Source organism: Holdemania massiliensis AP2 (assembly GCF_000327285.1).
GTDB classification, from domain to species: domain Bacteria; phylum Bacillota_I; class Bacilli_A; order Erysipelotrichales; family Erysipelotrichaceae; genus Holdemania; species Holdemania massiliensis.
Window position 1 is genome coordinate 65,417 of sequence record NZ_HE998573.1, and the last position, 13,683, is coordinate 79,099.

General features: G+C 48.1%; 17 protein-coding genes. 2 read left to right on the forward strand and 15 right to left on the reverse strand.

All coding sequences use genetic code 11. From position 1 onward, the window contains the following. Positions 1-62: 62 nt before the first annotated feature. Together BN162_RS17385 and BN162_RS17390 are read right to left on the reverse strand one after the other, a co-directional pair. On the reverse strand, positions 63-839 hold the full coding sequence (locus BN162_RS17385; protein WP_020226415.1) for an N-acetylmuramoyl-L-alanine amidase family protein: 777 nt from the start codon (positions 837-839) through the stop codon (positions 63-65). Continuing rightward, entirely contained in the window at positions 782-2,092 is a 1,311-nt protein-coding gene (locus tag BN162_RS17390; protein ID WP_020226416.1) for an MATE family efflux transporter, read from the reverse strand. The genes BN162_RS17385 and BN162_RS17390 overlap by 58 nt, the downstream gene beginning before the upstream one ends. Positions 2,093-2,153: 61 nt before the next feature. On the opposite strand from BN162_RS17390, the gene BN162_RS17395 reads away from it, so the two are divergent. After that, positions 2,154-2,948, forward strand: a complete 795-nt coding sequence (locus BN162_RS17395) for a MerR family transcriptional regulator (protein WP_020226417.1) — start codon at positions 2,154-2,156, stop codon at positions 2,946-2,948. 119 nt (positions 2,949-3,067) lie between these two features. Here the strand turns inward: BN162_RS17395 and BN162_RS17400 are convergent, their stop codons facing one another. From BN162_RS17400 to BN162_RS17430, 7 genes are all read right to left on the reverse strand, one after another. Then, on the reverse strand, positions 3,068-4,405 hold the full coding sequence (locus BN162_RS17400; RefSeq protein ID WP_020226418.1) for an MATE family efflux transporter: 1,338 nt from the start codon (positions 4,403-4,405) through the stop codon (positions 3,068-3,070). After that, positions 4,402-4,836 (reverse strand): MarR family winged helix-turn-helix transcriptional regulator, encoded by a 435-nt coding sequence (locus tag BN162_RS17405; RefSeq protein WP_020226419.1) that lies wholly within the window; start codon positions 4,834-4,836, stop codon positions 4,402-4,404. The genes BN162_RS17400 and BN162_RS17405 overlap by 4 nt, the downstream gene beginning before the upstream one ends. 592 nt (positions 4,837-5,428) lie before the next feature. Then, positions 5,429-5,836, reverse strand: a complete 408-nt coding sequence (rpsI, locus tag BN162_RS17410; RefSeq protein WP_006059536.1) for a 30S ribosomal protein S9 — start codon at positions 5,834-5,836, stop codon at positions 5,429-5,431. A gap of 15 nt (positions 5,837-5,851) precedes the next feature. Next, a complete protein-coding gene (rplM, locus tag BN162_RS17415; RefSeq protein WP_020226420.1) occupies positions 5,852-6,289 on the reverse strand; it encodes a 50S ribosomal protein L13 in 438 nt (145 codons plus the stop codon). A gap of 246 nt (positions 6,290-6,535) precedes the next feature. Next, positions 6,536-7,384 (reverse strand): DUF4097 family beta strand repeat-containing protein, encoded by an 849-nt coding sequence (locus BN162_RS17420; RefSeq protein ID WP_020226421.1) that lies wholly within the window; start codon positions 7,382-7,384, stop codon positions 6,536-6,538. Continuing rightward, positions 7,381-7,971 (reverse strand): DUF1700 domain-containing protein, encoded by a 591-nt coding sequence (locus tag BN162_RS18220; protein ID WP_020226422.1) that lies wholly within the window; start codon positions 7,969-7,971, stop codon positions 7,381-7,383. The genes BN162_RS17420 and BN162_RS18220 overlap by 4 nt, the downstream gene beginning before the upstream one ends. Continuing rightward, on the reverse strand, positions 7,964-8,284 hold the full coding sequence (locus BN162_RS17430; protein WP_020226423.1) for a PadR family transcriptional regulator: 321 nt from the start codon (positions 8,282-8,284) through the stop codon (positions 7,964-7,966). The genes BN162_RS18220 and BN162_RS17430 overlap by 8 nt, the downstream gene beginning before the upstream one ends. Positions 8,285-8,384: 100 nt before the next feature. Between BN162_RS17430 and BN162_RS17435 the strand changes: the two genes are divergently transcribed. Then, positions 8,385-8,762: a hypothetical protein gene (locus tag BN162_RS17435; RefSeq protein WP_020226424.1), complete on the forward strand. Its 378-nt coding sequence runs from the start codon at positions 8,385-8,387 to the stop codon at positions 8,760-8,762. 157 nt (positions 8,763-8,919) lie between these two features. Here BN162_RS17435 and truA read toward each other — a convergent pair whose 3' ends face one another. The 6 genes from truA to BN162_RS17465 form a co-directional block, all read right to left on the reverse strand. After that, complete coding sequence (gene truA / locus BN162_RS17440; protein WP_020226425.1) at positions 8,920-9,738, reverse strand: tRNA pseudouridine(38-40) synthase TruA; 819 nt, start codon at positions 9,736-9,738, stop codon at positions 8,920-8,922. After that, positions 9,735-10,532: an energy-coupling factor transporter transmembrane component T family protein gene (locus BN162_RS17445; protein ID WP_020226426.1), complete on the reverse strand. Its 798-nt coding sequence runs from the start codon at positions 10,530-10,532 to the stop codon at positions 9,735-9,737. The genes truA and BN162_RS17445 overlap by 4 nt, the downstream gene beginning before the upstream one ends. Next, the gene (locus BN162_RS17450; protein ID WP_020226427.1) at positions 10,529-11,386 is read right to left on the reverse strand and encodes an energy-coupling factor transporter ATPase; all 858 of its coding nucleotides are present in this window, start codon (positions 11,384-11,386) and stop codon (positions 10,529-10,531) included. The genes BN162_RS17445 and BN162_RS17450 overlap by 4 nt, the downstream gene beginning before the upstream one ends. Next, complete coding sequence (locus BN162_RS17455) at positions 11,362-12,189, reverse strand: energy-coupling factor transporter ATPase (RefSeq protein ID WP_020226428.1); 828 nt, start codon at positions 12,187-12,189, stop codon at positions 11,362-11,364. Before BN162_RS17455 ends, BN162_RS17450 begins: the two co-directional genes overlap by 25 nt. Before the next feature lie 231 nt (positions 12,190-12,420). Then, positions 12,421-12,984, reverse strand: a complete 564-nt coding sequence (locus tag BN162_RS17460) for a hypothetical protein (protein WP_020226429.1) — start codon at positions 12,982-12,984, stop codon at positions 12,421-12,423. 51 nt (positions 12,985-13,035) lie between these two features. After that, a complete protein-coding gene (locus BN162_RS17465) occupies positions 13,036-13,623 on the reverse strand; it encodes an O-methyltransferase (RefSeq protein ID WP_020226430.1) in 588 nt (195 codons plus the stop codon). Positions 13,624-13,683 lie beyond the last annotated feature (60 nt).

Here is a 13,683-nt window from a genome sequence, read left to right on the forward strand (position 1 = left end):
CAGTTTTTTCGATTTTTTGCATCGCTGATTATTCTGTCCTCTCATTCCGCCTGTTTTCCCCCTTATTCCAGGATTTTAACAAAATCATCAATTCCCTGAAAGATTGCGTAGGCGATTTCATCCAGGTGTTCATCTTTCTGCAGCGCAGCTAAATCCTGACTGTTGGACAAGAATCCGATCTCAGCCAAAATTCCCAAGGTCGTCGTCTGCTTCAGAATATAGATATTCCCGGTTTTCGGCTGGAATTTTGATTGCGTTACCGAACGCAGCCGTTCCAATACCGCCGCGGCCAGCTGATGGGAATTCTCATTTCCCTGCTGATAGTAGACTTCAGCTCCGTGAACACGTTTGTCCAGCGAGATATTGCAATGAATGCTGATAAACAATGTCACTTGGGGCTGATTCATAATCTCTACTCGTTTCTTCAGATCTTCCCGCTTGACATTCTTGGCATCAGAAGGTGCCAGATCAACGTCCTCTTCCCGGATCATAATCACTTCGGCCCCCGCCCCTTCCAACAATCGCTGCAGCTTCTTCGCTGTTTTTAAATTGATCTCATCTTCGTCAATCGCCTGACTCCGCGCTCCCGGATCCTTTCCCCCATGGCCCGCATCAATCACAATGGTCATTCCGTTTAAGCGTGTATCCGACATGACCGTGATCGCGCGGCCGAATGCCCGCATTACCAGAGCGGCGATCAACAGAACAATCAAACTGCCTGTTGCCCAACATTTTCGTTTTAACCGTTTCATCGTTTTATTGTATGAAAAAAGCAGCGGAGCTATGCCGCTGCAAAGGGACGCGTTGACCGCATCAAAATCAAGCTTATGATCAGACACAGACCTTCGCTCACGGTCGGCGTCAGCCAGATGCCCATAGCCCCCAGAGCGGAGGACAAAATCAACAAACAAACTAAGATCACAACAATTCCCCGCGCTAACGATAACGTCAGGGCGGCTTTCGGCTTTGCCAGCGCGACAAAGAATCCGGAGGTCAGCACATTATAACCCATAATCAGAAAACAAATTGCATAAATCCGGAAAGAGGTGACCGTACTGGCAAACAACGCCGCTTCCTGCGGTTTGATGAAGATCGCGACGATCTGCGGCGTCAGGATTACACAACCACCAAAACAAAGCGCCGAAGTGAGCGCAGCGGCCACCAATCCGTAGCGATACACCTGTTTGATCGTCGCAGAGTCTCCCTGTCCCACCGCATAGCTGACTAACGGCTGACAACCCTGGGCAATGCCCACAAACGCCATCAGCACCAGATTGTAGACATACGTCATGACCGTATAGCTGACTACGCCGGAGGTTCCGATAATGGATAAAATCTGATGATTGAAAGCAAAGACGATGACGCCGGCGGACAGCTCGGTAATGCAGTCGGCAATGCCGATCGGCACAATCCGCTTGTATTGCGACAGATCCAAAGAAAACCGGGTAAAATGAAAGTGCGTTTTCCGGCTGAACAGAAAGTGGCTGAAGAAAACTAGAAAGGTCAGCAGCTGGGAAATCCCCGTTGCCCAAGCCGCGCCGGCCAATCCCCAATGGAAACCGAAGACAAACAAAGCATCCAGTACAACATTGGTAAAAGCCCCCAGCAAGACACCGAAAGTGGAAAGCTGAGGAAAACCATCAGCCTTGATCAGCACTTCAAACGAATAGGAAACGATAAAGAAGAAGCCAAACCCACCGATGATCCGCAGATATTCCGTTACATACTGCAGCGTATCGCTGCCCGCTCCCAGAAACAAAGCCAGCGGCTCAGCCAAGATGACGCAGCTCACCGAAATAAGCAATGCCAGCGTGGAAAGGACAACCGTGTTCATTGTAAACAGCTGGTTGGCCCGCTCCTCTCGCCCCGCGCCTCGATGGATCGAAATCAACGTCGACGCGCCGATCGACAGCAGCAGTGAAAAAGCAAACATGAAGTTGATAAAAGGCATCGCCAGATTGACGGCGGCCAAGGCTGTTTCACCTGCATAATTGGCAATAAAGATTCCGTCCACCATCGTATACAGGTTAAAAACCAGCATCGACGCCATAGACGGCAGGACAAAGCGTATAAATTTCCGTTTTAAACTCATAATTCCTCCTTCCTGAACCAGTATAAACCTTGGTATAATACTAGAGTCAAGGGGTGATCGAATGAAAAATCAATATAAGATCCACCAGATCTGCCAACTGTATCATATTGGTGCGGATTCTTTGCGGTATTATGAAAAAATGGGTTTGATTCAGCCGCAGCGCAGTGAAGGAAATTACCGGCTGTACTCCCTCAGCGATATCTGGCGGCTGAACGTGATCCGTGATTTATTAAAGCTGGGATTCAGCACGCAGCAGATCAAAACCTATCTTGATTCCCGCTCCGTTGCCACTACCCGTCATCTGCTGGACGAAAAGGAAGCCATTCTGCGGCAGCGCATCGAGGAGATGAAGAAAGACCTGCAGGACGTGCAAAATCGCCGTCAGAGCCTTGAGGAAGCGCTCAGCGAGCCGATGAATCAGGTGCGTTTACGAACATTTCCTAAACGGAGATGTCTGCTTTTAAAAGAGAAGATTGAACATGACGAGGATATCGATTATCTGTTGACAAAATTATCCGGACGGTTAGAGGAACAGCTGTCGATTCTCGGCAATGTCGATACCGGATCCATTCTGGAACCTCAGGCGGACGGCACAGTTCGATGCACATCGGTCTTCATTTGTACGGAAGATGAGTCCTATGATTTTACATTGGAAGAAGGCCAATATCTCACCCTGACTTACAGCGGCCGCTACGATACGCATGACGAGCATCTGCGAATCCTGCAGGAGGCAATTCAGAAACGAAAACTAAAAGCCGTCGGTCAGTTCCTGGAATTTCTACTGATCGACATTCATGAAACCCAGCGTTATGATGAATATGTCACGCAGCTTCAGGTCCGTGTTGTTGCTGAGTAATTCACAGGCAGAAAAAAACCTGGCCTTTTGCGGCAAAGCTTCTAAGTTGCTGCCGAAGAGCCAGGTTTTTATTCGTTTAGGTTTCTCCCGCAGAATCTAATGGCATCGGATTCCGCGCGCTAATCCTGCATTGCGCCCGAACTTGGATTATTTTGACTGCAGAGCAGAATGGATTCCTGATGTTCTGCCTTTCTTAACAATCCAAGACTGAATACCGCAATCACGACCTGAGAGATCGGAACCGCCGCCCAGGTACCAATGATGCCGAACTGAGCCGGCAGAAACAGCAGCAGACATGCCAGAATGATCGGTTCACCATAAATCAAAAGATAGGCATATTTGTTCTTCTCTGTCGCATAGAAATAGGAAATCGCAATCCGCGAAACAGCAACAAAGGCAAACCCTAGAATAAAGACCGGCAGACTTCTGCCCACGGCGTCTATTGTCTGGACTGAAGCCCCAAACAAAACCGCTGAGGCATAGCGTTGGCTGTACAGCAGAATCATGCTGAGCAAGGCAATCGCCAGACCAAACTGAAAGGCCAGCTTCCGCACATGGCGAACTTTGGACGGGTTCTGTTCGCCATAATATTGGCTGAACAGCGGCTGCGTGCCGTCACTGACACCCTGCAGCAGAAGCAGCATGACGCAGCAGACATAGCTGATGATCGCGTAGGTGCTGACGGCATTGTCGCCTCCAACCCGAATCGCGCTCCAATTGATCAAAATCAATGTCACATTGGGGACAAAGGTCAGACCTAAAGGTGAAGGCGTCAGTTTCAGAATCCGAGTAGTCTGATATTCCCAGCCTTTATCCCATTGTGCCTTTAACATTTTCCGCAGCGGATACAGCACAGCCAGGCACCAAATCATCGTGACCGCCTGTCCCAGCACTGTCGCGGCAGCCGCACCGGCCAGACCATACGGCAGCACCCAGACAAAAACATAATCCAGCAGGATATTGGTAAGAAAACCGGCGATCATCGCGGCCATTGCCTGAATCGATTTTCCCATATTGCGGATGACGGGTACTAAACCGACACCCAACACCTGAAACAAGATTCCCATTGTAATGACCGTGATGTATTCCCGGCCATAACTTTCCAATGCTCCCTGTGCTCCCAGCAAGCGCAGCAGCGTTCCGCCTAAGGGCAGATACACCAAAGTCAGAACCACGCTGACTAAAACTAACAGACCGCAGGTAATCCAGAAATAGCGATTCCGTTCATTCATTCGATTCCCGCCCTCCGCAATGGCGAAGTGAATGGCGCCGGCCATCCCGATCCCTGTCCCTGCAGCCTGAATCAGAGCGACCAGCGGATAAACAAGATTGATAGTGGCCAGCCCTTGATCACCCACACTGTTGCCGACAAAGAAACCATCGACAATCGCGTAGATTCCTGACAGGGCAAAAGCGAGCATGGAAGGGATCACATACTTAAAAAAGGTTTTGGTCAAGGTTTCACCTCCTCAAACGCATCAAGAAAGCGTTTCGTTTCCTTTAACATCGCCCGCATTGATGAAATTCCGATCGTTTGGATCACCTCAAGCTCGTGGGTCTGCAGCTCACGGATCACGGTTTGCGCCAGCCTCATTCCCTGCGTTGTAAGAAGGATTTCCTTACGCCTATGATCTTGTGTGGATTCTTTGAAAACAACGATCTCCCGCTTCGCCAGGGCGTGCAGAATTGAATTAACCGTTTGTTTTGGAAGATGCCATCTCTGACACAGATCTCGTTGGGTTATGGGCCGATCTGTTTCCCACAAAGTATAAAGAAACAACAGCTCTGTATATGAAATACCCCGTGCTTTTGCCCAGTGGTCATAAACGTCATCCATTCTCCCCCAGAGCTCATAATATTCCATCATCAATGTCTGATGTTCATTCATTTTCATTTCCCCCTCTCTTTAACCTTTTCAAATTCTGAATAAGTCATGACTCTATTTGAAGATCAGTTTTTCAATTAGTCTGATTTCAGACCAATTGAAAAGAAGTATAGCAAATCTGTTGATCCCTGTCAAGTTTTCCAAAGAAGTGTATGCTTTATGTGTTATGGATCCTCGATATCTTCGCTATGATCGAGGAGAATATCGTGAAAAGTATAGATTGTACTTACAACTAAGGATCGCCAACATCTTTTGTGAAACAACATAGCTGGCGATATAAAACAAGAGTTTTTTGAGCTATGCAGCATCCGGTTGTAACAGGCTCCTTGTCTAATGTTACGTTGAACGTGACGACAACCTCAGCACAGATTTGCTGCCTTGTTAGAACTATCCTATCGCCTGTATACTCACGGAAAATCTAAAAAAATCCTATAATGGCCTTTATTGTAAATATCTCCAGGCTGTCCCTGCTGAAAAAGTGCTGCGTTGCCAACCTGTTGTCAACCGGTTACCAACAAGGACGGTTTCCCAGCTCATCCCAACAAAGAAAAACCCCTTCGCAAAGGGGTTTCCGCATAACTGATAGGTCTTGTAATTAACGCTTGCTGAACTGCGGAGCACGACGAGCGGCCTTTAAGCCATACTTCTTCCGTTCCTTAGCGCGGCTGTCACGAGTCAGGAAACCCGCTGCCTTCAGCTTCGGACGGTAATCACTGGAAGCTTCCAGCAATGCCCGTGCGATACCATGACGCATAGCGCCTGCCTGGCCAGTGAATCCACCGCCGCAGACATTGATCTTGATGTCAAACTGACCCAGAGTCTCTGTCAGTTCCAACGGGGAACGGACAACCATGCGCAGTGTTTCTTCCGGCAGGTATTCCTCCAAAGTCTTTCCATTGATGCTCATTGCACCTGTGCCCGGGGTCATGAAGACGCGGGCAACAGCTGTTTTACGACGGCCTGTGCCGATATACGTTACGTTTGATTTCTTTTTCGCTGCCATTAGTCTTTCTCCTTACTAACCCTTGATTTTCAGCTCAACAGGTTTCTGAGCCTGATGCGGATGTTCGCTGCCTGTGTAAACAAACAGATGTGTACGCATAACATCGCCTAACTTCGTGTGCGGCAACATACCCTTGATGGCCTTTTCGACCCATTCAACAGTATACTGTTCACGCATGACACGAGTCGTACGAACGCGCAGTCCGCCTGGATGCATCGAGTGGCTGAAATAGCTCTTTTTGTTATCCTGATCTCCAGTGATCTCGATCTTGTCAGCATTGATGACGATGACATAATCACCGCAGTCAACATTCGGTGTAAATGTAGGTTTGTGCTTTCCACGCAGAACGGTCGCGACTTCACTCGCAAGACGTCCCAGTGTTAATCCTTGTCCGTCAACGACGTACCACTGACGTACAACTTCATTTGGTTTTGCCATAGTTGTCTGGCGCATAATTTAATTCCTCCTAACCAAGTGTAGTTTCCGGGGCTACATTTGGCATAAGTTGCCGAGTATTATTCTAAACTCCCAGTCCCTTTTCGTCAACTGTTTTTTAGGCTTTTTACCGTTTATTTTCACTCTTTTCATCATTTACCGGATTTCCACAGCCCTCCGTGTGCCATTTCCCTGAAAAAAGCGAAAAACGGCAAACTGCCGTTTCTCAGATACACTTATTTATCTTGTTAATCCGAAACCATTTCAGCGAAACTGAATATTCGTATCTCCCATGGCATTATCAATTTTCAGATGATGCGTTCCGCTTGTATCCTTCCAATAATTTGAAAGGTTCTGATCGTAATAAGCCGTCCCGATTCCCAGATCGCCCATCGCATTTTCCGCTTCAATCTGATAGTCAGTGCGATTCCCATTAAGCGTCAGTGCGACATCGCCCAGGGCCACATCAAACTTGCAGCGGCCATGCAGCGTTCCGCTGAAATCCACATCGCCCAGTGCCATCTCAAATTCTGAATCTACAAAATCCAGATCATCGACAAACAAATCTCCTAAGGCCAGTTCCACCTCGGAATTGGTCAGCGTCACGCCGCTGCCGACATAAACTGCAATCCAGCTATGTTCGTGATCGACATTGCAAAGCCGGGTATGTTCAGGATGCTCCAGTTCGACCTTCAAAATTCCATTTTCAACTTTTGTTTTGACATTCTGGCAATTCCGGTAGCTCACTTCCACTCGCGTTTCCGTACCGCTGTTGCGAAGCAGCGTCACATCGCCCAGATCACTTTCCACATCAATTCCTGTGATATTGGAAAACGTTTCTTCATAGACTTGAAAATTCCCGTCGCCGTAAGCCATGCCGTGCTGATAATGAACTTCATCCTCATCGTCCTGATGATGCCGGTTCTTATAACCCTGGCCCATTCCCATCCAATGATCGCCGACGCTGATGCCGATTCCATTTTCCAGCTGATTCACGTTAATCCCCAAGTCCTCAGAGGTCAGTGAAGTCTTCCCGCTGATCAGCGAGATCACAAGAATCAGAATTAATCCGGCTGCACCCATGCCTGCCGCAATTTTTAATACTGTTTTCATGCCTGGCTCCTCCTTTCCTGAATCCATTCATAGCCTTCCTGTACCTTCACTTTTGCCCAAGGCACAACTTTTTTAATTAAGGTAATCAAACCGCACAGGCAAACCAGAAACAGAGCTGCGCAGATTAACATTCCGCCTAAAGCCAGTCCGGCTGAAGCCCAAGAAACAAATATCATTCTCACTGCGGTAATCAGCAGCGAAGCTGCCAGTCCGAAAAACAAGAACAGAAGCAGCAGAATAAGCATAAATGGCAGACACAGCAGGAATCCGAAAATGATCAGCAGGATCACGATTACTGCTGCCAGCGGCACCCAGATCGGACAGGCCACCAACGCCAGAATCAGAATCAGCGGCCACGGCCAGTTCTTATGTTCTTTCTGGTCTGCATTCATCCGGCTATTATAGCTGCTGCGAATACCCTTCGCAAATTCTTCCGGAGATCCCAGATCATGAACTGCCTGTTCAAACTGATCCTCACCCGCTTCATCAAAATATTCCTCACAATACCGCATCGCACTTTCCTGTTCCTCCCGCGGCAGGCCTTCCAGCGCTTCTTTCAGCCGATGCAGATAAATCTGTCTAGTCATCAAGATTTCCTCCCTCTAAAATTGTCGTTATTTTTTGGGAAAAATGCACCCATTCCCGTTTGTATTCCGTGTTTTTCTCCAGCCCGTCCTCGGTCAGCCGATAATATCTCCGGTTTCTGCCCATCACCGCTACATCATAGGTTTCCAGCAATTCTTCTTTCTGAAGTCTTCGCAGTACCGGATACAAGGTTGATTCCGACACCCCCAGTGTTTCTTTAATCTGCTGGGTCAGACGATAGCCATAGGTATCCTCTTTGGCCAGGATTGCCAAAACACAGGCATCCAGCAGGACCGATCCAATCTGAAATGTCATGGTATCTCCTCCTTGTATAATATTATATGTCGTATAATATTATATGTCAACTAGAGTATAAACAGAATTGACCGGACCATACTAAAATCAGGTGATAACAATGGAACTTTCTGAGAACAGACATATTTTGTACTTCAGCGAACAACCGATTGTCCTGATGGAGGAATTGCTGAAAATTAAAGAAATCGGATTTACCCACATTCCGACGGGAGTCCCAGAAGCGGCCCTGAATCAGGCTCAGCTGCATTATACAGCACTGAAAGCCTCGCCGTTTGTGGAAAACTCTGGGATTGGCTTTATTTTATTTGGATCAGCCTGTGATCTGGCCCTGCCTCTGCAGCAGCTCTGCGATGTGAAAATGCTGCTGGTCAATCCACTGCGGCGCGAATATTTTCCGGCGATGATCAGCGTGATCGAAGCCAGTGAGGAAGAATCGATGTTCTTACAGATCAAAGCGAAGCTGGAAAACATCGTTTAGCGGCAAACCTCGTCCTTATCCTTCCGTTATCTGTTCCTTCGTAATCTTGTAATTCTTGTTTTTTCCATCTGAAGATCCGGCTGCAACGCAAAAAAACTGATTCGTCCATGAACCAGTTTTTTTATTCTCTGCTCCGCGCCCTCGCGGCAATCTTATTTTAAGTTAAAATTTCAGGAAACACGGAGTCAGCGTTTTCTTTCAAGCTGTCTTTCAACTCTGCCTCGGGCTGAGGCGGATAATACACTTCCATCAACGTTAATCCTTGCGGTTTAGCGTTGAAATGACAGATCTGTTTGTCTCTGGCTTCCAGCATTCGGCTGACTTCGGCTGGAGCCAATCGTCCGCGGCCAACCTCGATCAATGTGCCGGTGATCATTCTGACCATATACCGCATAAACCCATTGCCCTCATAGATCAAACGCAGCTGCCCAGGTTCTTCAACCAGTTCCAGGAGCGTAATTGTACGGACCTGATCCGGAAGTTCTGCATGGGTATTGGCACAGAAAGAGGAAAAATCATGTTCTCCCACAAGACAAGCGGCAGCCTCACGCATTGTCAGCACATCCAGCGACCAGGGCGACTGGAAAGCATACCGAAGGGTGAAGACGTTCGCCTCGCCCAGCTGGATTCGATAGTCATAGCGTTTTCCGATAGCATCAAAACGCGCATGGAAATGTGGATCCACCGCTTCGACCGAGCGAATATGGATATCCTTGGGCAGATGACCATTCATCGCTCGTTTCCATTGGAAAGCACTGAGCGAAAAATCAACGTCGAAATGAAAAACCTGTCCCCAGGCATGAACCTGAGCATCAGTTCGTCCAGAACCCGTGATGGAGATGGGGGTTTGACAGATTGCGCTGATTACATCCTGGATGGTCTGCTGGATTGTAGCGCCTCGATCGGCAGGCTGGATCTGCCATCCGGCATAATCAAACCCATCATAGCTGACAACGGCCTTAAAGCGCTGCTTCATGCCAGCCAGAGAACAAGCATAGCGCCCAATAACGCGGCCGCCCCCGCCAGCAGCAGATAATCCCGGCCTTCCATTTTTAAGACCTTATAACGGGTCCGTGGGCGGCCTGGGCAGTAGCCTCGGGCTTCCATCGCATTCGCCAGCTCTTCCGCTCTTTGAAACGCAGATACAAATAACGGCACGATTAATGAAAGAACCGCCATAATCTTTTCTTTCAGCTTGCCTTCCTTCAAGTCAACGCCGCGGCTCGCCTGAGCCCGCATGATGCGCTGCGTTTCCTCAATCAAAGTCGGGATGAAGCGCAGGGCGATGGAAATCATCATCGCAATTTCATGCGATGGCAAATGAAAGCGCTGAAACGGCTGAAGCAGATCTTCAATGCCCAGCGTCAGATCCAGCGGTTTGGTCGTCGCGGTCAGTACCGTGGTAATGATGATCATCAGCATTAAACGAATCGCAATATACAGGGTCTGAAATACGGCGTCACTGTAAATCGTAAAGCCCAGCACGGAGATTAACGGCGTGCCCGTGCGCAGAACGAGAACATTGACAATCAACAAAAACAGCAGCATAAACAACATCGGTTTCATCGAACGCCAAATGAAATTCAGGCTTAGTTTGGCAATCAACACTACTGCAATCGTGCAGACAGCGATGATCGCATAACCTAAGAATCCAGCAGGGAAGAAGATCGCGATCAGCACGATCAGCATTGCCATAATTTTTGCCCGCGGATCCATCCGATGAATCGGGGAATTCAGCGGCAGGTATTTACCTAATGCGAAATTATTCATTTCGTCTTCACCTCCCGCTGGATGGCCTTGGCCAACGTTTTAATGTCCATGATCTCCTCAGATAAATGGAAGCCGCGCTGGTTCAGCATCTCCCGCGTGCGGATGATCGCCGGCGGCAGAATATTCAGCTGCTTCAGCAAATCGGTTTTGCGGAAAAACTCCTGAACCGTTGTTTTCTGCAGGATTTCACCGGTATCGACAACGACGACGTTATCACAGTAATTGAGGACATGTTCCATATCATGCGTTACGATCAGCACGGTCTTGTGCATCTGTTTGTTGAGATTCATGAACAGCTGCATCATCGACTGGGCGCCCTGCGGATCTAAGCCTGCTGTCGGCTCATCCAGCACCAGCACCTGCGGATCCATCGCTAGGATCCCGGCAATCGCGACGCGGCGTTTCTGCCCGCCTGACAGATCCAGCGGCGAACGCTCCAGCATCGCTTCCTCCAGGCCGACGACCTTGATCACTTCTCTGGCCCGGCGCACCGCTTCTTCCTCACTGACGCCGAAGTTTTTCGGACCGAAGGCAATATCTTTTAAAATCGTTTCCTCAAACAGCTGATATTCAGGGAACTGGAAAACAAGACCTACATCCTTGCGCAGACTTTTTAAATGCTGCGGCTTCTCCTGGGCGCTGATCGTCCGGCCGAGAATCTCCAGCTTCCCAGAAGTCGGCAATAACAAGGCGTTCAAATGCTGCACCAACGTAGTCTTGCCGCTGCCTGTCTTGCCGATGATCGCCGTGACTTTCCCTTCCTCAATTTCCAGATCCACATCTTTAAGTGCCGCATAGGCAAACGGCGTACCGCTGGAATAGGTATAGCTTAGTTTTTCAAATCGAATTGACACAGTTGATTCACCAGCCCTTCAATCGTAATTTCCGGCTTGATCGTCAAACCGTTTTTCTTTAACTGCTGCTGCAGCTTGATGCTGAACGGAATATCCAGATGCAGCTGGATCAGTTCTTTATCCCGCAGCAGGATTTCTTCCGGTGTGCCTTCCATCTTGATTTCCCCTTGATCCATCACCAGCACATGATCACTCTTGGCAACTTCTTCTATGTCATGGGTAATCGAAATGATGGTCAGCTGCGTTTGTGCGTGGAGCTGACGGATCACCCGGTTGATCTCATCCTTGCCCTGGGGGTCCAGCATGCTCGTCGATTCATCAAAAATAATCATTTCCGGAGCCATTGCCAAAACGCCGGCAATCGCAACCCGCTGTTTCTGACCGCCGGACAAGCGTGTCGGTTCACTTTCCAGATACTCAGTCATATTGACTTTCTCCGCAAATTCTGTAATGATGGCGTCCATTTTGGATTGTTCCACGCAATGGTTTTCCAAGCCAAACGCAATATCGTCACGTACTGTCGAGCCGATAAACTGATTATCAGGATTCTGGAACACAATCCCGACACGGCTGCGGATTTCCATCAGATTTTCCTCATTCAAAGGCAGATCGTCAATCAGGATCTCCCCTTCATCTTTTTCCAAAAGACCGATCAGCAGCTTGGCTATCGTTGACTTGCCGCTGCCGTTATGACCGATGATCGTTGTATAGCTCCCTTTCTCAATGGCGAAGGACACATTGCGCACGGCATGCGTCGATTCATCATAGGAAAAGCTTAGATTTTTGACTTCCAGCTGTTTCATCTTCTCACCTCAAAGTGTTTTAATTATACAACAGATGAACTCGTTTTAAAACAAGAAAGAACCCCTTACGGCAAAGGGATTTTTTAGACATTAGCAGGATTTTGAACGAACTTTGGGATCGGCGTTCTGTGATAGCCCTTACTTAAAAGAATCGACTGTTTTTAGGCTGAGGAACGTCAAAAAAGAAAAGTCTGTCACGCCACTCAGACGCATCCAGACTTTCGTTTGCTTTTATTTTGCTTCCAGACGATAAGCGTGATATTGACCATTCAGACAGCAGACCTGATTGGAAACGTTCAGGATATCGCTCAGGATTTTCCCTTTTTCCACAATCAGATCTTTGCTGATCGTCAGCGATTGATCGCCGTCCGCTTCATTGATCTGATAATCATGTTCCTTGATGATCCGCACAAAAGTAATCAGATCCTCCACGGCTGGGAAGCTGATGTCGTGATAAATGGTAATCAGCGAGCCTTCCGGGTAGTTCTGATCAAAATCCAGCTGTTCTTTCAGGGATGCTGAAATGAAGGCAGGCTTCAAATACGGATACATCAAATTGATTTCCTGGACTTCGCGGGAATACTGCGGTTCTTCTTCAGCGGGTTCTTCCTGTGCCATCTCGGATTCAGGCGTTTCTGCAGAATCTTCATTCATCGGCTGAACTGGTGGTTCTTCCTCATCACTGCTTAGCGTAATAATCGTTTTTTCTTCTTCTTTTTTATTGGCGGCTTTGCTTAACAGATATGCGGCGCCGGCGGCCGTCGCCAGCAAACCGAATAATAATCCTTTTTTCATCGTTGTCACCGATCCTTTTCTCTATTCTATCATATTTCATCAAGTTTTAAACTATTTTCTTAACAAGCCGACAACCGCAACGCCATCGCCGACTTCCGGATAGAACTGCGTCAGACAATTCGGATCCGTCATCAAGATTTCGCGGAAACGCCGCAGCTTCTTGATCATCTGTTTTGTTCCTTTGTTTTCCGTCAGCGACGGATCTTCTACCATCCCATGGAAATTCAGATTGTCAAACACAAAAACGCCGCCTTCCGCCAGATTTGTGCGGAATTGCTGCATGTAATGCGGATACTGAGCCTTTGCCGCATCAACAAAGATCAGGTCGTATTGCTGATCCGTTTGAAACTCGGCAATATCCATGACGTGAAGCCGAATTTGAGATTCCAGGTGTTCCGCTGCGATGTTCTTCATCGCCACCTGTGCTCGTTCAGGATCGTTTTCCAACGTGTCGATCTGAATCAAAGGGGAAATCCTGGCCATGCGGATCGCGGAATACCCAATCGCAGTTCCCAACTCTAAAATGCGGATATAGGCCTGGTTGCGAATCAGTTCCAGAATGAATTCAATCCCTGTCTTCATCATAATCGGCACATGATTTTCATGAGCGTAGGCTTCCAGTTCATCAATTGAAGGCATTCGTTTTCCTCCTTTTCCAAACGTCGGTACAATGCGTTATTCATGGTTAAAACTAATAAG